This window comes from Longimicrobium sp. (assembly GCA_036389795.1).
Lineage (GTDB): Bacteria > Gemmatimonadota > Gemmatimonadetes > Longimicrobiales > Longimicrobiaceae > Longimicrobium.
In genome coordinates this window covers 132036-152969 of the sequence record DASVWD010000285.1, presented here as the reverse complement: position 1 = coordinate 152969, position 20934 = coordinate 132036, and the positions used below count along the sequence as shown (strand labels likewise).

23 protein-coding genes are annotated in these 20934 nt (G+C 71.1%); 2 read left to right on the top strand and 21 right to left on the bottom strand.

Annotated features, from left to right (window positions below):
• The first annotated feature begins 289 nt into the window (after positions 1-289).
• A complete protein-coding gene (locus tag VF746_32525; GenBank protein HEX8697191.1) occupies positions 290-1042 on the top strand; it encodes a TonB-dependent receptor in 753 nt (250 codons plus the stop codon).
• 228 nt (positions 1043-1270) lie between these two features.
• Here VF746_32525 and VF746_32520 read toward each other — a convergent pair whose 3' ends face one another.
• Positions 1271-1471: a hypothetical protein gene (locus VF746_32520; protein ID HEX8697190.1), complete on the bottom strand. Its 201-nt coding sequence runs from the start codon at positions 1469-1471 to the stop codon at positions 1271-1273.
• A gap of 83 nt (positions 1472-1554) precedes the next feature.
• Here VF746_32520 and VF746_32515 point away from each other — a divergent pair, with 83 nt between their 5' ends.
• Positions 1555-1833, top strand: a complete 279-nt coding sequence (locus tag VF746_32515) for an oxidative damage protection protein (protein HEX8697189.1) — start codon at positions 1555-1557, stop codon at positions 1831-1833.
• Positions 1834-1916: 83 nt separating this feature from the next.
• On the opposite strand, the gene VF746_32510 is transcribed toward VF746_32515, so the two are convergent.
• The 20 genes from VF746_32510 to VF746_32415 form a co-directional block, all read right to left on the bottom strand.
• The gene (locus VF746_32510; protein HEX8697188.1) at positions 1917-3014 is read right to left on the bottom strand and encodes a BsuBI/PstI family type II restriction endonuclease; all 1098 of its coding nucleotides are present in this window, start codon (positions 3012-3014) and stop codon (positions 1917-1919) included.
• Positions 3011-4624, bottom strand: coding sequence for an N-6 DNA methylase (locus VF746_32505; GenBank protein ID HEX8697187.1), 1614 nt, complete (start codon positions 4622-4624; stop codon positions 3011-3013). The genes VF746_32510 and VF746_32505 overlap by 4 nt, the downstream gene beginning before the upstream one ends.
• A gap of 270 nt (positions 4625-4894) precedes the next feature.
• Positions 4895-5995 carry a DUF1611 domain-containing protein gene (locus VF746_32500; GenBank protein ID HEX8697186.1) on the bottom strand — a complete coding sequence of 367 codons (1101 nt, stop codon included), beginning with the start codon at positions 5993-5995 and terminating at the stop codon, positions 4895-4897.
• Positions 5996-6106: 111 nt separating this feature from the next.
• Positions 6107-7288: an AI-2E family transporter gene (locus VF746_32495; protein ID HEX8697185.1), complete on the bottom strand. Its 1182-nt coding sequence runs from the start codon at positions 7286-7288 to the stop codon at positions 6107-6109.
• Positions 7289-8202: 914 nt separating this feature from the next.
• Entirely contained in the window at positions 8203-9075 is an 873-nt protein-coding gene (locus VF746_32490) for a PspA/IM30 family protein (GenBank protein ID HEX8697184.1), read from the bottom strand.
• A gap of 20 nt (positions 9076-9095) precedes the next feature.
• Positions 9096-9524, bottom strand: a complete 429-nt coding sequence (locus VF746_32485) for a YbjN domain-containing protein (protein ID HEX8697183.1) — start codon at positions 9522-9524, stop codon at positions 9096-9098.
• Between the two features lie 3 nt (positions 9525-9527).
• On the bottom strand, positions 9528-9809 hold the full coding sequence (locus VF746_32480; protein ID HEX8697182.1) for a hypothetical protein: 282 nt from the start codon (positions 9807-9809) through the stop codon (positions 9528-9530).
• Positions 9810-10322: 513 nt separating this feature from the next.
• The gene (gene sdaAA / locus VF746_32475) at positions 10323-11207 is read right to left on the bottom strand and encodes an L-serine ammonia-lyase, iron-sulfur-dependent, subunit alpha (GenBank protein ID HEX8697181.1); all 885 of its coding nucleotides are present in this window, start codon (positions 11205-11207) and stop codon (positions 10323-10325) included.
• 105 nt (positions 11208-11312) lie between these two features.
• Positions 11313-11978 (bottom strand): L-serine ammonia-lyase, iron-sulfur-dependent subunit beta, encoded by a 666-nt coding sequence (gene sdaAB / locus VF746_32470; GenBank protein HEX8697180.1) that lies wholly within the window; start codon positions 11976-11978, stop codon positions 11313-11315.
• A gap of 44 nt (positions 11979-12022) precedes the next feature.
• Entirely contained in the window at positions 12023-12415 is a 393-nt protein-coding gene (locus VF746_32465; GenBank protein HEX8697179.1) for an energy transducer TonB, read from the bottom strand.
• A gap of 297 nt (positions 12416-12712) precedes the next feature.
• On the bottom strand, positions 12713-13279 hold the full coding sequence (locus tag VF746_32460) for an energy transducer TonB (GenBank protein ID HEX8697178.1): 567 nt from the start codon (positions 13277-13279) through the stop codon (positions 12713-12715).
• Complete coding sequence (locus VF746_32455) at positions 13276-13821, bottom strand: DUF2939 domain-containing protein (GenBank protein HEX8697177.1); 546 nt, start codon at positions 13819-13821, stop codon at positions 13276-13278. Before VF746_32455 ends, VF746_32460 begins: the two co-directional genes overlap by 4 nt.
• Before the next feature lie 315 nt (positions 13822-14136).
• A complete protein-coding gene (locus VF746_32450) occupies positions 14137-14946 on the bottom strand; it encodes an alpha/beta hydrolase (GenBank protein HEX8697176.1) in 810 nt (269 codons plus the stop codon).
• 5 nt (positions 14947-14951) lie between these two features.
• A complete protein-coding gene (locus tag VF746_32445) occupies positions 14952-15377 on the bottom strand; it encodes a hypothetical protein (protein HEX8697175.1) in 426 nt (141 codons plus the stop codon).
• Positions 15374-16627, bottom strand: a complete 1254-nt coding sequence (locus tag VF746_32440; protein ID HEX8697174.1) for a hypothetical protein — start codon at positions 16625-16627, stop codon at positions 15374-15376. The genes VF746_32445 and VF746_32440 overlap by 4 nt, the downstream gene beginning before the upstream one ends.
• 171 nt (positions 16628-16798) lie before the next feature.
• Complete coding sequence (locus VF746_32435) at positions 16799-17236, bottom strand: hypothetical protein (protein HEX8697173.1); 438 nt, start codon at positions 17234-17236, stop codon at positions 16799-16801.
• 43 nt (positions 17237-17279) lie between these two features.
• Positions 17280-18032 carry a hypothetical protein gene (locus VF746_32430; GenBank protein HEX8697172.1) on the bottom strand — a complete coding sequence of 251 codons (753 nt, stop codon included), beginning with the start codon at positions 18030-18032 and terminating at the stop codon, positions 17280-17282.
• A gap of 120 nt (positions 18033-18152) precedes the next feature.
• Complete coding sequence (locus tag VF746_32425) at positions 18153-18599, bottom strand: hypothetical protein (GenBank protein HEX8697171.1); 447 nt, start codon at positions 18597-18599, stop codon at positions 18153-18155.
• The gene (locus VF746_32420) at positions 18568-19005 is read right to left on the bottom strand and encodes a HepT-like ribonuclease domain-containing protein (protein ID HEX8697170.1); all 438 of its coding nucleotides are present in this window, start codon (positions 19003-19005) and stop codon (positions 18568-18570) included. The genes VF746_32425 and VF746_32420 overlap by 32 nt, the downstream gene beginning before the upstream one ends.
• Entirely contained in the window at positions 19002-20924 is a 1923-nt protein-coding gene (locus tag VF746_32415) for a nucleotidyltransferase domain-containing protein (protein HEX8697169.1), read from the bottom strand. The genes VF746_32420 and VF746_32415 overlap by 4 nt, the downstream gene beginning before the upstream one ends.
• Positions 20925-20934: the final 10 nt, after the last annotated feature.

Sequence of the window (20934 nt, the reverse complement as noted above, 5' to 3'; positions counted from 1 at the left end):
GTGCTCACCCGCGGCTTCGCGTCGTCGCGGACGGCGGCGCCGACGGGGCGGGAGATCTCGGCGGCGGTGTGGCGCCACGCCGCCGGGCGCCGCGGGGGAGCGCGCGGCGGGCGCTAGGGCGGCATCTGGACCGACACCGGGCCGCGCCGGCGCGGAACCTCCGAAGCCGCACCGCAGTACTGAGGCGCTCCGCCGCTCCCGCGAACGCGCCGGTCGTGCTTCCGCCGCGTCTCCCGCCGCCCGCAGCGGCGGCATGGCGTCACCGAAAAGCGTCACCCCCAAAGAGCCGATGAAGTCCCTGCGCACCCTCCTCCCCGCCCTGCTGGCGACCCTGGCCGCCGCGCCGCTCGCCGCGCAGACCATCGCCGGCAAGGTGCTGGACCGCGCCACCGGCCAGCCCGTGAACGAAGCCACCGTCGAGGCGCTGCGCGCCAACGACCGCGTGGCCGCCCGCGCCCGCAGCGACGCGCAGGGCAACTTCGTGATCGTGCTGGACGACGAGGGCGAGTACCGCATCCGCGCGCGGCGGGTGGGCTACCAGCCCAGCACCTCGCTCCCGGTGCCGGTGGAGCGGCGGCAGACGGTGCAGACCGAGCTGCGCATCTCCAGCAGCGAGGTGGTGCTGGACCCGCTCACCGTCACCGCGCGCTCGACGCCGGCGCGCAGCGCGCGCCTGGACCGCGAGGGCTTCTACCAGCGCGAGCGGACGGGCTTCGGCCGGTTCCTCACGCGGCACGAGATCGGGAACATGGTGGTGACCGAGACCTCCACCATCTTCCGCACCGTCCCGGGCGTGCAGCTCGTGCCCACCGGGGGCACGCATTACGCGCTGGTGCTCTCGCGCGGCGGCGTCACCTGCGTGCCGCGGGTGATGGTGGACATGCTCACGATCCCCGCCAGCGAGATCGACACCTTCGTCCGCCCGGAGCACATCGCCGGGATCGAGGTGTACCGCGGCCCCACCGAGATCCCGGGCCGCTTCATGGGCCAGCGCAACGGCTGCGGCCTGGTGGTGATCTGGACCGAGGTCCCCGAGCGCTAGTCCTTGCCGGGTGATCCGGGTCGGACGGCCGGCGCGCCCCCGCGGGACGCGCCGGCCGCTTCGTTTCCATGGCGGAACGAGCGTCGTGCCAAGTCGCTGGCTATCGTCTGATCCCAAGTATCGAAAAAAGCTCACGCAGAGCAGCAGAGAAGCAGAGGACAACGGGGTTTCTCTGCTGACTCTGCTGCTCTGCGTGAGACATGCAGTTCGGATCTCAGCGAATCCACATCACTCCTCGCCCGCGCGCACCTCCTCGATCCGCTCGCCCTCGCGCACGCGGGCGCGGCCGCTGTTGAGCGAGCGCCGCTCCTCCACGGCGCCGTCCGCGGCACGGACGCGCAGCAGCACGTGGGCGGCGCGGGTGAGCGCGGGGTTCCAGGTGGCGGTGCGGCCGTCGTCGGAGAGGCGCGCGGGAATCGGGCCGGTCATGGAGATCGCGGGGGAGCGGTTGGACGGCGTGGACCGTGCGGGGTATAATTGGGCCGGCTCGACTCTTCAGAAAGGACGCACCGATGGCCGACGTTACCTGCGCCCGCTGCGGGCAGACCAAGCCGGGGCTCGCCTTCGCCCCGTTCAACAACGAGCTGGGCAAGCGCATCCATGCCGAGATCTGCAACGACTGCTGGCAGACCTGGCTGGGCCGCCAGACGGCGCTGATCAACCACTACGGGCTGAACCTGCGCGACCCCGAGGCGCGCCAGTTCCTGATGAAGAACACCGAGGAGTTCCTCTTCGGCACCGGCGACACCGAGCAGGTCGACACCAGCAAGCAGGGCACCATCCAGTGGTGAGCCGCCCAGGGTATAGGGAACAGGGGACAGCCAGCAAGACGCGAAGCGCCGCATCCACTCCGGGTGCGGCGCTCCGCTTCGTGTCAATCGCTCCCGGCCTTCAGCAGCCGCGACAGCCTGACTCCGCTGGATTCCTGGGAGTGGTAGATGACGATGCGGTCCGGCTCCGAGGCGAACCACGCGAAGGAATCCCACGCGAGGTGCGCGGCGGCGGCCCGGAACGCGTTGGTGCCGCGATCAAGAAACGCGGTGACGAACGCGGCGTTGCGAGGATCGTATCCGCCCGCTCCAATCAGTGCCAGCAGGTCCTGCTTCCGCTTCTCGTTCACAGGGCCGTCGGTCGCCACGACTTCCACGAACACCAGCAGCGGATCTCGCGGGCCGAGGTCCACCAGGATGATGTCTGGAAGCAGCCGCTGGGCCTCAATCGACAGCCCTACCGAGCGCGCCAGGTCGTCGTCTCGCGCCAGCACCTTGTTGCGCGACTCGCTCACCCAGATCACCCCCGGCTTCTCCAGGAACCTGGGCGCGAACTCCTCGATCACCGCACGCGTGATCTCCGAGCTGGGCCCGGGGCTCATCCACCGGGTTTCCTGGTTGGGGAACCTGACGAGAACACGGTCGGCGTCCACGCCCGACACCACGCCCCTGCGCAGGAGCGCCACGCGGGCCAGCGCGGAGGCACTCAGGTGGTCACGCCGCCAGTCGGCTACGCGCTCCTCGAACGCCTGGTCGTCCAGAAGGAAGAGCTCCGCGAAGTCGCCGGCGAGTGCGTAGCGCGGAGCGGACGAGGTGGTGCTGAGACCCGGACGCTCGATCACGGCGCCGACGCGCATCAAGCCGTTCCGGATCGTCTCGTCGCGGATCGGCTCCCGCGTGTTGTCGGCGAACCAGCGGTCCGAGATGTCTCCCCGTTGCGGGAGGAGCGAGGCACCGCGCCAGGCCAGGCGCTCGGCGTCGGACGTCCTCGCCGTCTGCGCGTCCGTCATCCGCGTCACCTGGTTGGGCCGCAGCCACGTTCCACGCCCTTCCAGCGCCCCGATGTAGAACATCACGAAGACCGTCCTCGCGGCGGTGGCGCGGACCAGGTAGTTGCGGTGCTCCGTTCCCTTGGGGAAGATGGTCTGCAGGCGAGCGGCGATGGTATCGAGAGCGGGAACGGGAGGAAGCGTTTCCGTCATGCACCTCTCCCGTACGCGTTCTCGATGCAGGTCTCGATCTCGGCTTCCGTGCCGCCGGAGCGGATCAACGCTTCCAGGCCGCGCATCGCGTCGAGGCCGGGGACGGGGAGCGATTCCAGCTCGAAGGCGGACACGGCCACGCTGCCGCTCATGCAGCGGAAAATCTGGTCGACGAAGCGCGAGTTGAGCAGCGCCGAGATCGCCTCCAGCCCCACGCGCGGCTCGCTTTCGGCCGGACGGACCATGTTCAGGTGGTTCTCCACGACCGCGCCGCCGTGCTCGTCCAGGAAGGCCTGCGGCAGAACCGCCGCGATCAGGCGGCGGCGCTGCTCCTTGGCGGTGGTGCGCTGGACCAGCACGCAAGGGCGGCGCTGCACCAGGTGCTCCTGGTTGGCGAGCAGCCGGAAGAACGGCTTGTGGTTGCGCTTGTTCGCCTGGAAGCGGAACACGCCCCTGAACGGCACCGACTCGGCCCAGAGCAGGGGGAACGAGCCGTCCCCGGGCCCGTCCGCGAGCTGCGGCTTGTGGCGGTTCCACACCAGCGGCCCCGTGGACACCCTGAACCCATGGTCGGAAAGCCGCCCCGGTGTGGCGCGGACGACCTCGATCAGCCGCGCGGTGTCGGGCGTACGGGGGAGCACCCACGGCCCCTCCGAGCTCGCGGGCGCCGGGTAGCGTCCGATCGGCACGACCTCGCCGTCGCGATCCAGCGCGGTCGCGCGGATGGCGCTGACCTGGAGGCCGGTGTCGGTGCGCCCCGGCGCGTAGACCACCAGCAGCGTCTCCTGCAGCACACCCTCGAACACGTTGTCCCGATCGGCGACGAAGTCGAGGGCGACGGGGGGTGCGGCTTCGGCCAGGAAGCTCCGCAGCTTCTTGTAATAGAGCCCGCCGAGGAACGAGGTGGGGGTCACGTAACCGATGACCCCGCCGGGCTTCGCCAGACGCGCCGCGAGGTCCGTGAAGAGTCCGTAGAGGTTGGCGTGGCCGTACAGGGTGCGGGAGAAGCGCTCCCGGACGTCGTCCCGCAGCGTGACCCGGCCGTACGGCGGGTTCCCGATCACCAGGTCGAAGCGCCCCCTCCAGTCATCGGGGACCTGGAGCGCGTCTCCAGCCAACGTTGGCCCCGGGATCCTCCGTCCCTCGCGCTCGCAGTGCTCCCACAGCACCGTCTCCAGCAGGACGTGAGCGACCCAGGTGGAGAACGGGTCCAGTTCCAGCCCAAAGAGGTGATGGGCCACGTGGTCCAGGATGTCGGCCGAGCCGGCGCCGCGGTGGAGCAGGCTCTGCTCCATCCGTGCCGCCACGGGGGCGAGGAAGGCGCCGCCGCCAGCCGCAGGGTCCAGGACCTTCGCCGTGGACCAGTCCACGCCGGCGGCCTCGACGAGGTCCAGCAGGCGGCTGACGAGCGGGGGCGGGGTGAAGAAGACGCCCTGCTCCGCCCGCAGCGATTCGGGAAGGAGCGAGGCGTACAGCGAACTCAGCAGGTAGCCGGAGAGCGAGTGGGGAAGCCGCGCGGCGATGCTCCCGAAGGCGGCGGCCAGCCTGGCGGCCTCGTCTCCGGGGTGCCCGACCCGCACCGGGCAGGGGAGTATCCGCGCCGGTGCCATCCCGCCCGCCCGGTGCTCTTCCCAGAACGAGACCAGCGCCTGGAGGGCGACCGAGCGAGCGTGGCAGATCGGATCGCCACCACCCGGCAGCGCTGACAGCTCCCTCCCGAGCCGCTGCACGTCCGCAACGAGGTCGCGGAGGTGCGGCTTCGGCAGGGAGCGGAGTGGTGAGCGCGGGGGAGCGGCTGGTGCCACGGCGGGAGCGTGTCGGCTGGGCATGCACAACAATGAGCGGAGCGGCGGCTGGCGGCAAGGTGCCGAAATGGCCGCTCACTCCACCGCCGCGCCCGCGCGGGCGGCCAGCTTCCGCTCGCGCGCGGCCAGGATGGCGTCCGCTAGCGGCGCCGGGTCGAAGCGCACGGGGTCGGTGGCCGGCAGCCCCGTCTGGTCCTGGACGCGCAGGACGGCGTCGCGCGCGGCGGCGTCGTCCAGGTCCCAGGTGTTCAGCGCGATCCCGATCACCGGCGACTCGCGCAGGGGGGCGATGGCGCCCTCGCAGATGCGGATCATCTCCGGCACGTCGGGGAGGCGCATCCAGGTGTAGTTCCCCGCGTAGCTGAACGGGCAGGCGCGCGTGGGCTGGTGGCAGAGGATCTGGGCGTCGGGCATCGACCCGTGCAGGAGCCCCAGCGTGACCCCCGAGTACCCCGGGTGCACCAGCGAGCCCTGCCCCTCCACCAGCACCACGTCGCTCCCCTCGGCCGCGCGCAGCACCAGCCGCTCCGCCGCCCCGCCCACGAAGTCGGCCACCACGGCGTCCACCGCGATCCCCCACCCCTCGATCAGGATCCCCGTCTGCCCCGTGGCCGCGAAGCCCACGCGCGCGCCCTTGCGCACCAGCGCGTCGCGGATCTGCAGCCCCGCCGTCATCTTCCCGATGTTGCAGTCGGTGCCCACGGTGTGCACCACCAGCGCGTCCACCAGCCGCGCCTTCCCCGTGGAGACCGGCAGGTCCGGCGGCGGCCGGCGCAGGTCGTGGATGCGCACCCCGCCGCGGGCCGCCCGCTCGCGCAACTCGGCGTCGTCGCCCAGGTGGAAGTGCAGCCCGCTCACCAGGTGCAGCCCGGCGTCGATGGCGCGCCGCAGCGCCGGCCGCCAGTCGTCCGGGAGCTGCCCGCCCTGCGGCGCGATGCCGATCAGGAGAGCCGTGGCGCCGAGCGAGAGCCCCTCCTCGACGCTCGCCAGCACCGGCGTCTCCCCGCCGAAGCCGAGCACCTCGCCCACCGTGCGCCCGGCGTGGCGCGAGTCCACCACCGCCACGATGCGGTCGGGGAGGTAGCGCACCGCGCTGTTGGCCGTCTTGCTCGTCTGCGGGCCGAAGAGCCCCTCGGCGAGCACCAGGTACGTGTAGTCGCCCAGCTCGTGGTACATATCGGGAAAGTGCGTGAGTGCGGGAAAGACAGTGTTTTAGTCCTTAGTGCTTAGTCCTTAGTGGCTTTCGCGTGACTAAGGACTAAGCACTAAAACACTAAGGACTCAGGACTACCTCGGCGCCGCCCCAGCCTCCTCCAGGATCGCGGGGATGCTGATCCGGCCGGGCTCCACGCGCGCGGCGCCCTCGGGGAGGCGGACCTCGGTGGGGGCGTCGCGCACGAAGCGGCGGAAGCCCTTCCCCTCCAGCAGGCGGTGCACGTAGATGCGCCGGGTGATCACCATCAGCGTGGCCACCACGGGGACGGCCACCAGCAGGCCCACCGCCCCCAGCAGCTCGGCCATCACCAGCACGCTCAGGATGGAGAGCACCGGCGGGATGTGCACCCGCCGCTCCATGATGAGCGGGTGAACGAAGTTGGCCTCCACCAGGTGGATCAGCACGCCCAGCAGGATCACCAGCAGCGCCTTCACCACCCCGCCCGAGCCCAGCACGAAGATCGCCGGGAGCAGCGTGGACACCAGGGTGCCGAAGAACGGCACCATCACCGCCACGCCGGTGAACACCCCGAACGCCAGCGCGAAGGGAACGTCCAGCAGCACCAGCCCGATCCAGGTGAGGGTCCCCAGGAAGAACATGGCGATGATCTGGCCGCCGATCCACGCGCGCAAGGACCGGCCCAGGTCGGCCAGGATGTCGCGCACCAGCTCGCGGTGCACCGGCGGCGCCAGCCCGATCAGCCCCTCGCGGTACACCTCGGGGCGGATCGCCATGTAGATGCCCATCACCAGCACGCTGATGATGTTGATCGCCGCGTGCAGGCTGTTGAAGGCGAAGGTGAAGACGCCGGCGAAGTAGTTCCCCGCGTTCGAGACCAGCCCCTGCAGCTGCCGGTCGATCTCGTCCGGCGGCATGATGGAGGCGAGCAGCGGGTAGCGGCCCGCCAGGTCGCGCAGGCCCTGCACCCACATCTGCGCCTGCGCGGGGAGGGCGCTGAGCAGCGCCTGCGTCTGCCGCAGCACCGGCGGCACGATCAGCCAGCCGATCCCCGTGGCCAGGAGCGCCGTGAACACCACCGCCGCCAGGATCCCCAGCGGCCGGGGGAAGTGGAAGCGCTCCTCCAGGAACTCGCTGATCGCCCCCAGGAACAGCGAGAAGAGCGCCGCCAGGAACACCAGCAGCAGCACGTCGGCCACGCTGTAGACGAACAGCAGCAGCAGCACGGCGAAGATCGCCGCGATCAGCACCCCGTACGGGGAGGGTCGGCTCTGCGACGGGTCTCGCGCGGTCATCGGGCCGGGCACGCGGTGGAACGGCTTCACCCCGCGGAACCTAGCGCGGCGGGGCGGTTCGGGAAAGCTCCGGGCCGAGGACCCGATCCGAGTCCACCCGGGATCTGGGGCACATCTTGCGATAGATCGCTTCATGTACGCACGGCGGCGTGCCAGTGCGCCCCAAAGTCCGCTTCGCGCCAGCCGTGGAACCAATGTGGCGGGGAAGTGAATAGAGCGCTTGACGCCGTCCCGCAGGCGCATTTAGGGTTCACCCGTTCCGAGGCTGATCCGAGCATGTCCGGCGAGAGGAGACGCATGCGGCTGGGGCAGACACGGAGGGCGTCGCACGGGCGGACCTTCCACCACGACCGGGGCATCCGTCGCCTCCGCTCGCGCAACGACACGGAGTACCTGCTGAGCAACCCGGAGACGGCGCGGCGGCTCCAGCTCGCGCTGGAGAGATCCCTCGCAGGACGGAGCCGGCCGTTCCCTCTGGCCCGACTCAGCGCCGAGCTGGGCCTTGGCGAGGAAGAATAAGCGAGCGGCAGTACCTCCTCGCCCTGACCCGCGCCGGCGCCGGCTGCTCGCCGGCGATCAGTTCTTCGAAGATGTCGAGTACTGGTTGGAAACAGACCTGGAGCTGGCGAGGCGTCTCATCCGAATCGTCCGGGAAACACTTCGCGATCCGTTCGAAGGAATCGGAAAACCGGAGCCGATGCAGTACCAGTACCGCGGCACCAGTACCGCGGCTGCTGGTCTCGGAGACTCACCGCGGAACACCGGGTCGTGTACCGGGTCACGGATGAAGTCGTGGACTTCCTGACGGCACGTGCCCACTACGACGACTAGCCTCGTCGATCATGGGCCATGAACGAGCCCCTCCCCCGGACGTCCGGGAGAGGGGCTCGTCTTCGGAGCGCGGGAGCAGGGGGCTACGCCCGGCCGCGCTCCTCCTCCTCCAGCGCCTCGAACTCCTCCAGCAGCTCGGCCTCGTGGATGCGGTCGGCGCCGCCCGTTCCCCCGGCCCCGGCGGGCGAGGCGGCCGCCGCCGCGGGGGCGGGGGCCGACTCCTCCTGGGCGCCGTTGCCGGCGGAGAGCTGCCGCTGCTCGGGGGCCGCGGGGGGCGGGAGGATGCCCAGCTGCTGCTTCATCTCCAGCAGCCGGAAGTCCACGTCGTCGCCCGCGCTCGACTCCAGCGCCTTGAACTCGCGCTCCAGACTGTCGCCCGTCAGCTCCTCGGTCACCGAGGCCGCCGCCACCGCCATCCGCTCGTTCTGCTCGATGCGCTCGGCCATGCGGTCGAACGCCTCGAACGCCGACGAGTCGGAGAGGCCCGACATCGTCTCGTGGATGCGCCGCTGCGCCTGCGCCCGCTTCTGCCGGGCGATCAGCAGGTTCTTCTTGCGCTGCGCCTCCTGGATCTTCTCCGAGAGCTGGCGGAGCGCGTCGCGCAGCTTCTCGGTGTCTTCCTGGTGGCGCTGCCAGGTCTCGTGCAGGGCCACGGCGCGCTCGGCGTGCTCCTTGTGCCGCAGCAACGCCTGGCGGGCCAGGTCGTCGCGGCCCTGGCGCACGGCCAGCATGGCGCGCTGCTCCCAGTCGGTCGCCTGCTTCTGCTCGTCGTCGACCTGCTTCTTCAGCTTGGCCGCGTCGGCGATCGCAACCGCAACCTCCTGCCGCGCGCGCGCGAGCTGGTTGCGCATGTCGTCGATCACCTGGTTCAGCATCTTCTCCGGGTTCTCGGCCCGGGCGATCAGGTCGTTCAGGTTCGACCGGATCATTCGCGACAGTCTGTCGAAGATCCCCATGTTCTCGGCTCGGGTGGGGTTCAGGCCTGGGCGGCGGAGGCCGGCTGCGGCTCGCGGCACTCGCGGAACGGGGCCAGCACCTCCAGGTGCGTGGCCAGCGCCATCTGGAACGAGTCGATGGTGGCCTGGAACTCGTTGTAGTCCAGGTTCTCCACCGGGAGGCTCTCGGTGAGGATCACGTCGTTCTCCTCCAGCGCGTACGCCGCGTGCATCAGGTCGGCGGCGTTGAGCTGGAGCAGCTTGCGGAACAGGCCCGTGCACTGCTGCTCGTCGTCGGGCACGTCCATCACCTTGAGCCGGAAGACCAGCACCGGGGGCGAGTAGTGCACCACCAGGGGCGCGGAAGTCTCGCCGCCGCCGCCGCGCACCAGCCACATCCCCTCCCCCACCTCCTCGCTCTCCAGCCCCGTGCGGAGCAGGAAGCTCTCGACGTCTTCGCGGGTGACCATGATTCAGGAGCTCTCCGGGTTCGTTGCGTCGGGGGCCGCCGCCCCAGGCGGGAGGGGCTCGCCCGCGGGGGGAGCCCTCCCCTCGGCGAGGAGGCGGGTCAGGAACGACTGCTCGTCGGTCAGGCGCAGCACCTGGGCCTGGAGCTGGTCCATCTCCTCGCGGAGGCGGGCGATCTCGTGCGTGTGGCGCGCCTCGATCTCGGTGCGCCCCCGCTCGCCCCAGCCGGTGGCGACCCAGCGGGCGAGGTAGGCCAGCACCACCAGCAGGATCAGGGTCGAGACCATCCCCATCGTCGTTCGGCCGGGGGCGTACGGCACCCTCCGGCGTAAAGTTTCACCCCGGCGGCCTCCTGTCCACCCCCCTCGCGCCGTCCCGGAGTCATGTCAAGAACCGCTTCCCGAGACGAGCCGTGGCCGGTCCGGCGCACTTCGCACTTCGCACTCAGCACTTCGCACTGCGGTCTTGGGCGTGTCCCTCCGCTGCGCTCCGGGCCGGGCTGCGCGCGCGGTAGGGCACGATACCACCGTGCCCAACCGCGCCGGGCCGCCGCCGCCACGATACCCCTGTGGCGGCGCCGTCCCGGCCCTCCGGGCGCGCATCCCTCACGCAACCGCAGGAAACAGGGTACAGGGGACAGCCAGCCAGTTCCCCCGGCGGACGAGACCTCTCCTGCCGGTCCGGAGCCCGCCCTCCCGCGCCGAGCCCGCGGACCGCGCCGCAGGAGCCCGCGCAGGCGGGCTTTTCGCCGTTGTTGCCGCGGGTTCACCCGCCCTGGTCCTGGGCCCTGGGCACTTCCCCTACCGGCTGATCCCCGACGGCTTCGACGACGGCTTGATCTGCACCAGGCGCCGGGCCGAGGCGGTGGCGGCCAGGCCGCCCATGGCCGTCTCGCGGTAGGCGGAGGGCATGCGGCGCCCCACCTCGCCCATCACGTCGATCACCTCGTCGGCCGTCACGGGAAAGTCCAGCCCCGCCAGCGCCATCTCGGCCCCCGCGATCGCCTGCATGGCCGCCGAGGCGTTGCGGTAGATGCAGGGGATCTCCACCAGCCCGCCGATCGGGTCGCAGATGAGCCCCAGCATCCCCTGCAGCGTGAGCGCCACCCCCGTGGCCACCTGCTGGTTCGTCCCCCCGTGCAGCCACACCACGGCAGCCGACGACATGGCGGCCGCCGTCCCCGTCTCCGCCTGGCAGCCGCCCTCCGCCCCGGCGAGCGAGGCGCGGTGGGCGATCACCCCGCCCACCCCGCCGGCCACCAGCATGGCGTCCACCAGCCGGTCCTCGCCCAGCTCGGCGGCCTCGTCCATGGTGGCCAGCACGGCGGGGAGCACCCCCGCGGCGCCGGCGGTGGGGGCGGCCACGATCAGCCCCATCGCCGCGTTCACCTCCAGGGTGGCGATGGCGCGGGCCAGCGTCTCGGTCACGCGCGGGCCCAGCAGCCGCGGCCCGTTCTCCCACAGGCGCCGGGCGCGCCCCCCGGTGAGCCCCGAGGCGGAGCGCACCTCCCCCTTCAGCCCCTCGTCGATGGCGCCGCGCATCACCCGCACGGTGCGGGCGACGCGCTCGCGGATCTGCCCGGGCGGCACCCCGGTCTCGGCGGCCTCCGTCTCCAGCACCACCCGCGGCAGCGGCCTCCCGCTCTCCTCCGCATCCCGGATCAGCGACTCGATGGACTTGTGCACTGCGAGGGTACAGGGAACAGGGTACAGGGGACAGCCGGCGGATTCCGGCGCTGGGACAGGGGTTTGCTTGCTGTTCCCTGTCCCCTGTCCCCTCTCCCCTCGAGGTTACGCAATTTTCGGGATCGCCCGCGCCCAGCGCATCCAGGGGAAGGAGCGGATGGCCCCCAGCGCGGCGTCGGAGATCGGCTCGTCGGCCTCGATGGTCATCAGCGCGTCCTGGTGGCGGCCGGTGCGGTCCACCCGCATGGTGGCCAGGTTCACGTGGTGCCCGGAGAGCACCGTGGCCACCGCCGCGATCGTCCCCGGCTCGTCGTGCGCCACCAGCACCAGCGTGTGGTAGGCGCCGCTGAGCGCCACCGCGAAGCCGTCCACCTCGCTCACCTCGATGCGCCCGCCGCCCACCGAGGCGCCGCGCACCTCCGTGCTCTCGCCCCCCAGCTCGGCGCTGATGATGGCGGTGTTGGGGTGCGCCTCCTCGCCCAGGTCCACCTCCTGGAACTCCCACTGCAGGCCGGCGGCGCTGGCCTCCTCGTACGCCTCGCGCAGGCGCAGGTCGTCGGGCTGCAGCCCGATCAGCCCGCCCACGATGGCGCGGTGGGTGCCGTGCCCCTCGCCGGTGGCGGCGAAGGAGCCGTGCAGGCGGATCACGGCGCGCTCGGGGGTGCCCCCGGCGATGGCGCGCGTCATCAGCCCCAGCCGGCACGCGCCCGCGGTGTGCGAGGAAGACGGGCCGACCATGGTGGGCCCCAGGATGTCGAAGAGGGAGACCATGCTGCCGAAGATAGCGCCCCCGGGCGGCGGGTGCCACGCCCCGCCTACGGGACGACGCGGATGAAGTAGTAGCCGTCCAGGGTGAACGTCACGGCGATCTCGGCGAAGGCGGGGACCGCGCACCCGCCCGCGCGGGAGGGGTGGAAGCGCATCTCCGGCACCACCTGCACCGCCGCCGCGTCGAGCTCCGGCTCGCCCGCGGGGCGCAGGACCAGCACGTCCGCGGCCCTGCCGTCCGCGCCGATCAGCACGAAGAGCGAGACGACGCCCTCCTTCTTCTTCCTGACCAGCCGGCGCGGGCAGTGGTGGGCGATGCTCCGCGCCACCTGGCGCTGGTTGGCCAGCTCCGGCTCCGACGCGCCGGCCACCCCGTACACCGTGCGTCCCCCCGCGCTCTGCGCCGCGTGCTCCGCGGCGGCGGCGAACGCCTCGGCCACGCTGCTCCCGTCGGCAGGTGCGTCAGCGCGGTGCCGTGCGGGTAGACGCAGGGCGCCGCCTCGGGGGCCGGGGCCGGGCGGGGACCGGCGCGGCGCACGCGGGGAGCGCGGCCGCGAGCAGGACCGCAGAGGCGGAATCCTCTTCATGGCTGGCAGGGAATCAGGTAGCGGGATCGGACGTCCACGCGGTTTCCGCACAGATATAGTCCTGACATGGTCGCATCCCCGGTCGCCGCTGGGCAAGGCCGGTGTCGGCGGGGGCGTGTCCCGCGGCGGGGGTCGCCGGATGCGGGAAGGCTAGGACAGCAGGAACGAAACCGGCACCACGTGGAAGCCCGCCACCGCGCAGTCCCCCACGCGCGACGGGCGGAAGCGCAGGAAGCGTATGACCCGCACCGCCGCCTCGTCGAAGCGCAGGTCGGACGCGGGGCGCACCACGCGCACCTCGGCGACCCGGCCGTCGGCGCCGATCCACACCAGCAGGACGGTGGTCCCGGTGATGCCCGCATCGCGCAGCTCCGGCGGATAGTTCCTCGCGAGCATGGTGGCGACCCGCATCCCGTTCACCGCCTCCGGCTCGGAAGCGCCGGGCACCAGGGGGAGCATCACGAGCTCGTCGGGGCGCGGGTCGGGGAGCGGCCCGGTGCGGGCGGCCTCCCACGCCTCGGCGAGCGTGCGGCCGTCCGGGAGGTGCGTCAGCGCGGTGCCGTGCTCGTACGCGCACGGCCGCGGCCCGCCGGACTGGGCGAGGCCGGCGGAGCTCGCGCCCACGGCGAGGGCGGCGGCCAGCAGCGCGGCGGAGAGGGCCTTCTTCGAAACCGGAGAGAGTGCCGTCGACAGGGACCGGATGCGTCGCGGCGTCACTCCTTCTCCTCCTCCGGCAGGCGCACGCCCGAGAGCTTCCAGCCGGCGATCCCCTCGCGGCGCATCACCAGGGAGACGCGCTCCTTCCCGCTCTCCTCGTCGACGAAGCGCACCACGAAGCGGTCCATGCTCTCGTAACCGCGCTCCACGTCGATCCCCTCCACCTTCACCCGGTCGTCGTCCCCGTCGCCGGACCGGCCGCCCTGGTCGGGACGGCGGCCCTGGGTGAGCGCGGCGATCCCCTCGGGCGAGACGAAGGTGTTCACCAGCGGCGCGGCCAGCGTGCCGGCGAGCATCCCGCCCACCCGGGCCAGCGGGTTGCCCTCGTCGCCGATCCCGCGCGCCACGGCGGTGCTCACGCCCGTCTTCACGCTCTGGCGCAGCGCGGGGAAGTCGACCAGCTCGTTCATGGTCTCCACGTCGCCCGCCTCGGCGGCGTCCTGGAGCCGCTGGAGCGCCAGGTACGGCGTGAAGTAGAGCCACACCGCGCCGAACAGCAGCGCCAGGAAGACGAACGGGGTGAGAAAGCCGCGCTTCTTCATCGTCGGGGAATTCGGGGGGGAGGTGATGGTGCGCGTCGGGGACGGAACCGGTTGCGGGCCAGAAACATAACCTGTCTCGCCGCCGATCGGAAAGGGCGCGGCACGAGGGGGGTTGCGGGCGGCTGAAGCCGCGGCGACAACGGCAGAAAGCCTCGCAAACCCCGCGAGGCTTCAACTGCAACCCCGTTCTCCCGAATCCGGATTTCGTCGCGCGAAGCGCCGGGGTGTTTCCCCCCTACCGCGCAGCGGGGGGGAGCGCGCCCTCCGGCTGCAAGGAACGAGCAGCCGAGGGGCCGCGCGGGGGAGGGGGCCTCCCTACGGCGCCGGGGGGGCTTCCAGCGAGCGCGCGAAGTCCCGCAGCGCCTCCCAGTAGCGCTCGCGGGCGACGGGGACCAGGTCGTTGTGCCCGGCGCCGTCGACCCAGAGCTTCCGCTTGCGTCCCGGCGCCGCCGCGAACAGGCGCTCGCCGTGGGAGAAGCGCACCACCTCGTCCTCCGTGCCGTGGACCACCAGCACGGGGCAGCGCACGCGCTTCAGCCGCGCCTCGTTGCGGAAGCGGTCGAAGGGGAAGAGGCGCACCCCCGGGGCGACGGCGAAGACGCTGGTGAAGGTGCTTTCCAGCACCAGCCCCGCCACCGGCTCGCGCGCGGCCAGCGCCGTGGCCACCCCGCCGCCCAGCGAGCGCCCGTGCACGATCACGCGGTCCACGGGCACGCCCAGCCGGCCGGTGAGCCAGGCGAGCGCCGCGGCGCCGTCGCGGTAGGCGCGGCGCTCGCCCGGGCGGCCGGTGCTGAGCCCGTAGCCGCGGTAGTCGTAGGCGAAGACGGAGAAGCCGGCGCCGCGCATCTCCTCCAGGAACGGCAGGTCGTCGCCGATGTCCTCGGCGTTGCCGTGGCTGAAGAGCACGGTGTAGCGGGCGGACGGGTCGGGGAGCCAGAACGCGGCGAGGGTGTCGCGCCCCACCGGGATGCGGACCACCCCGGGCGAGTCGCGGTAGCCGGGCGCCTGCGGCTGGAACATCAGCCGGTCGGCCAGGAGCCACGCCCCCAGCGCGAGCACCGCGTACGCCAGCACCGCGATCCGCAGCGCGCGCAGGAGGAACGCCCCCCACTCGGCGTCCGCCATCTCGCTCAGCGCAGGTCGCCGTGGCGGCCGGGGAGCATGGCCAGGCAGCTCACCAGCACCACCAGCTGCGTGGCGAGCACCCACGCCGCCAGCGCCAGCCCGATCTGGTGCTCGCGGCTCCCGGTGGCCAGCGCCTGCTCCAGCAGCACGTGGCCGCGCGCCAGGATCTTCTGGACGAAGAACGCGGCCAGCAGCAGGGCGGCGCCCCAGGCCAGGCGCGAGCGGCGCCCGAGCCCCACCAGCGCCGCCGCAGCCACGGCGAGCTGCAGCCCGACCGCCAGGAGCGCCGCGGGCTGGTCCAGCGGCTGGGCCATCCACATCAGCAGCCCCGCGGGGAGGAAGAGCGCCTCTCCGATCCGGGCGGCGCGGAGCTGCCAGGCGAGCCGCGGGCGGCCGGCGGGGGCGGCGGACGCGGCGGAGAGGTCGGTCATGCGCAGCGGACGGGAGCGCGTGCGTCGGCGGCTTCCGCGGCGGCACGGAAGGGCGGGTAGAGCGGCATGCTCGCATCGGGCCAGAGCGCGCGCAGGCGGCCGGCCAGCGCGGCGGCTGTCTCCGCCAGCGCGGGGAGGGTGCCGCGCGCGTCGGCGTGGGCCGCGAAGGTCTCCAGCCGCAGCAGGTGCCGCTGGCGCACCGAGGCCGGCCCCCACGGCCGGTCCTGGGCGAGCGCGCCCGCCAGGTCCAGCCCGTGGTCCGGCGCCAGGCCGAGCGTCCACAGCAGCCAGTAGGCCGAGGCGCGCGCCATCGCCGCCCTGAACGCCGCATCGTCGGCCACCTCCGGGCGGGCGGGAGCCAGCTCGGCGCGGTACGCGGCCTCCATCCGCGCCGGCACGCCCTCCGGGAGGCGGTGGACGCACCAGCAGGAGGGGAAGGGCGAGCGGAAGTACGCCGCGTCGAGCAGCGCGTGGCGGAAGCCGCAGAACTCGAAATCGAAGAAGCGCACCCCGCCGCCCTCCAGGCGGTGGTTGTCGGGGCAGGTGTCGCCGGGGGTGAACGCCTCCAGCGCGCCGGGGCGCTCCACCATCGCCGCCACGGCGTCGGCCTCGCGCTCCACGCCCGGCGCGGCGCCGACGCCCAGCGACTCGCACGCGGCCAGGAACGGCGCCACGCACTCCCGCCGCCAGACGCCGGGCCGCGTCTCGCGCTCCGCGTCCGTCTCCCCGCGCGCGCCGATCCGCTCCCGGACGGTGTCGAGCTCCGCCCGGCGGCCGGCAGTGGCGGCGTGCAGCCGCCCGAGCGCCGCGGCGTACGCCAGCAGGGCGCGCTCGGCGGCGTGCGGGTCCGCGCCGGTCAGCCGGTCCGCCAGGCACTCGCCCTCGCCCAGGTCCTCCAGCGCCAGCACCCCCAGCGCGCGGTCCACGCCGTAGAGGCGGGGCGCCATCGCGCCGCCGGCCACGGTGCCCAGGAAGAGGTAGCCCGCCCACTCGGCGAAGAAGCGCGACACGGGAGACTCCGGCTCATCGCCGCCGTCGGAGTCGAACGCCGGCCCGTCGTCGCCCGTGGCGCGTTTGAGGACCACGCTCTCCGGCGCGCCGGACGGCCCCCCGGCCAGCGGGACGCGCCAGACGCCCGAGCGCCGCCGCGTGCCGCCCAGCCGCTCCGGCGCGCCCAAGCGCACGCCTCCTCCCAATGCGCCGGCGAGGATGCGCTCCCCCGCGGCGAGCAGCTCCCGTGGGTCGTCCATACGCCCACGATGCCGCCGCGGCCGGAGCGCCGCAAGGCCCGGACGGCGGTGCGAGGTGCGAAGTACGCCGACCCGCGCGGCTGACTTCGGGAGAGGTAGTTCGCGGGCTCAGCGTGGAACGGAAATCGGTGCTGGCTGTCCCCTGTCCCCTGATTCCCTATCCCCTGGTGCTCAAGCGGCGAGCCGCTCGCGGCGGACCGAGGCGCAGCAGGCCAGCACCACCAGTTGGCTCGCGCAGGCGGCGAAGGAGAGGAGGAAGCCGAGCGCGTACGAGGTGGTGCCGCCCCCCAGCGCGCCCGCCGCCACCACCAGCCCGGGGACGCACCCCACCAGGACGAACACGGCCAGCACCATCGCGGCGGTGCGGATCGGGGCCGGGCGGCGCGGGAGCATCACCAGCACCACCAGCGCGGCCAGCGCCTCGAACACCAGGCGGGCCTGGATCATCCGCTCGGCCTCGCTGCCGCCCATGGGCAGCGAGAGGGCGAAGTACGAGGTCAGCACGATGAACGCGACCTCGGCCACGCGCGCCGCGCGCAGGGGCGGCGGCAGGCGCAGGTGCGGGTCGCGCTCGGCGGGCGCGGAGGCGGAGGGGCGCGGGCGGCTCACGCCGGGCGCCGACGCAAATCCCTTGCGAGGGCGCCGGCGGTCGTCAGGGGCGGCTGTAGCGCGGCGGGTCGGGCGCGACGACCGTCAGCGGCAGCGTCACCCACACGTCCACCGTCTTCCCGTCCACGGCGGCCGGGGTGAACTCCATGCGCGGCACCAGCGAGAGCAGGTACGCGTCCAGGCGCGGCTCGCGGCTGGGGCGGTCCACCTCCGCGTACGCGATCTCGCCGTCGCGCGTGAGGAGCATCTTGAGGTGCGTGGTCTCCCGGTTCCCCGTCGGCGGCAGGGTAAGGGCGTACCGGCCGATGAGTCGTGCGATCGCCGTGCGGTTCGCCAGCCCGGGCTCGCACTCGGTGGTCGCGCCGCTGTCGGGCGGGATGTCGGCGTCCAGGCGGGAGTAGAGCGCGACGTCGGAGTCGCCGCGCTCCAGCGGCCACGAGGTCAGGCGTGGCAGGGCGCGCTGGAGGACCCCCGCGAGCACCGAATCGGGGACGTTCGTCCGGTGGGTGCGGATGCTCGCCTCCGCCGGCGCGCGCCGGTCGAAGAGGATGAGGATCAGCCCCGAGGGCTCGGCCACCCCGGCCGCGCGGGCCGACTCGCGCGCGTCGTCGCGGATCGCCATGCGGATCGTCCGGCGCACGGAGTCGCGCGCGGCTTCGTCGGGATCCCGGCGGGGGCGCTCGCGATGGCAGTTCTCCGGCTCGCGGCGGGCCTCCTGCGCGGAGAGCGGCGCGGCGGCCAGGGCGGCGCACGCCAGCAGCAGCCGCGACAGGGCTCGCGGGGAAGGCTTCTGCATCGGATCAGTGGGATCGGGAGGTATCGGCGAAACGGCGGGCGAAGGCCTGGAAGCTCGTACGGCGCATCAGATTTGCGCAAGTGGCGCGCAGGTTGGAGAGGGGCAGCGGGAGCGAGGAGATCAGGCGCGGTCGTAGACGGAGACGTTCACGAACGGGGAGCCGTCCGGGCGGGTGCCGGACTGGGTGACGGTGAGCACGCGCCCGTCCTCGGAGAGCACGCGGCGGCCGAAGGCGACCTCGCGGCCGTCCTTCGCGGCGATGGTGTCGAGCGTGCGCGCGTCGGCCAGGCGCACGGTGAGCGTGTCGGCCACCTCGGGGTCGTCGTACGGGTGCGGCTCGCCGTCGGCGACGCCGGCGAACGACATCTCCAGCCGCCGCCCGTCGGCGCCCGTCCAGCGCGCGGCGAAGAGGAGCCACTCGCCCTCGCGCTCGATGCGGTAGACCGCCTCGCGCGGGGGCTGCCCGTGCTCGTAGCGCGACGCCTCCGGCCGCAGCCGCCAGGTCCCCACGAAGGCGTTGACGCCGCCGGCGGCTTCACGCTGTGGAGCCGTTTCCGCCTCGCTCATCCGACTCTATCTCAGCGACGATCTGAAGGAAATCTTCCACCGGCTGGAGATTCCGCAGCGCAGCGACGGCCCGGTCCAGATCGAAGTTCACATACTCGTGCAGGAGCACGTTGCGAAATCCCGGAATCGGGGTGAGCCGCTCGACCAAGGAGTCCGGAAACTCGGGGTACGCGTGGAGATTGCGCACGGCCTCCGTGTAGTCGTCGTACCGCAGTCCCTTCCGACTCCCCAATTCGCCAGCAATGTCGATGACGAGTTGAGCAAGCCTTATCAACGAAAACAGAACGTCGTTGTGGAGCGAAAGGTCGCGCTCGAGATTCGCAGCGGACCGGACGCGGGGCCGCAGCTTATGGAGGTGATCCAGATGCTTGCGCAGCTCGAGAAGCCGCTCTACTAGATACGTCATCGAAGCAGGGAATCCAAGGTCAACCGGCGCATGCGGCGCAACCAGATGTCGAGGTCCGCCGCCCGGAGTTGAACGTCGCGGACATAGGCGTGATCCGCCTCGAAATCGTTGCAGAAGACGCGAACACCGTCTCGTACTACCTTCCGTCCAAGCGTCGGGGGTACATCGTTTAGGACGATCAGGTCCACCTCGTTGTGATGGAGCGCGTGGATTACCTCCGAAGTGAGCCACACGCGCATTTCCCACCGCGCTTCGCGCGACGGGTGGACGCTCCAGTCCACCAGCACCCCCACGTCCACATCGCTCTCGCGGTGTGCGCGTTCCTCGGCGTGGCTCCCAAAGAGATAGACGGAGACAACGCCGGGCTCCGCTCTCTCTTCAAACCAGCGGGCGAGCGCCGCGGCGAGACCGTTTTTCGCCGTACCATTAAATCCTGGAGCTTGGAGGTCTAGCGCCGGCCTGTACAGAAACGGCACCCAATACACTGGCTGATTACGAGTCCCTCTTCTCTCGAAAAAACCGATCTCTGTTAGTGCTTCTGCTTCGCTGAGCGCCCAAGATGGAGTCACCCCCCACAAGTCACTCAAGACATCAGGTGAGTATTGTGCGACGGTCCCTTTCAGCTTCGTCAGGTAAGTTCGGTAATTAGGATACTCTGCGAGCAGCGTCTGATGCAAACGTGCCCTCGACACCTCGGGTAGAGCCTCACGCACACTCTCTGACGAAATCAGGGCCTCTTCCTTCGGGCACTTCCCTCCAATCTCGAGAGTTCTCAACTGAAGCACCCGCGCCTCGGTGAGCAGATGAATGAGCTCGCGTGGTGCAGTCCGCCCTGTTCCATCCGCGGTTCGGCTAAGCATCCAATCGAACGTCGGTATCTCCCCGCTCTCTGTCGCTATCGTCAGCGGGAAAATGCGATAAAAGAGCTTCATTTGCTCTTCGAGGTCGCTCAATACGTTCTCTGCGGTAACCGAGTAGTTTTCTAAAAGTGGTCTCGATTGCACAATTCGTCGAATAATCAGGTTCAGCAAAGTATGCCGATCCCACTCGATCCGAGTGTCTCGAGTGATGTGGCTTGCTTCTCGGAATCCTTCTTCAGTGATACGCTCCCAGATGTCGGTACGGAGAAAAATTTTCTGCTTGATCGATCGATACGCCCGAAAATCAGCGTAGACCCCGAAAAGCGAACGCAGGGCGATTTTTTCCAGATCTTCTGACTCGGCAAATGCGACATCCAAGCGGTCGAGTAGAATCCAGATCTGGTATCCAACGCGATCGAGGACTACGTCTGCGCTGTCCAGAACACTGTCCACGGACATCAAATCGGACGTTCGGCCACTTACCGCTGGCTCCCGGAAAAGCAGCTTCCCGGTAAAGCCGGCAGGCATTCCCGTAAGTGGATTAATCTCTATCGTTCCGGAGACACCTTCCAGAGACGCAAGCTGGCGCAAGTATGTAATGGCCGCGCGCAGCTTCGACGCGAGGCCACCTTCTTTCGGCAAAAGGCCGGCAGCTTCCAGTGCCGAAACCAGCTTCCGGGCTTCTGGCGCGTCGAAACGCTGCTGACGGAAAACTTCGCCGACCAACTGCAAAAAGTATAGTTTCCAAAGCCGTGAGAACTCACGTTCAGACTCAGGGGGATCATCAAGGAGTTTTTTGAAGACAGGTCGCCCAACTAGATCTTCACCTGCAACTACCAGTATCCGCCTCTGCGCAAGATCACCGGCCGTCTCGAGCAAGGTTGAATATAAAGCACTCTTCCCCGAGCCTTTATGTCCATAGACGATGTCAATCTCTCCATTTTGCAAACGGTGCCATTGCTCGGTCGCAACAAAATACTTCGCAAGAGAGGCAGTCTCCTCTTCTGCCACACGCGCTCCGAAGGACAAAGCACGCAAGATTTCCAGTTTCGTGTTCATCGACACGTTC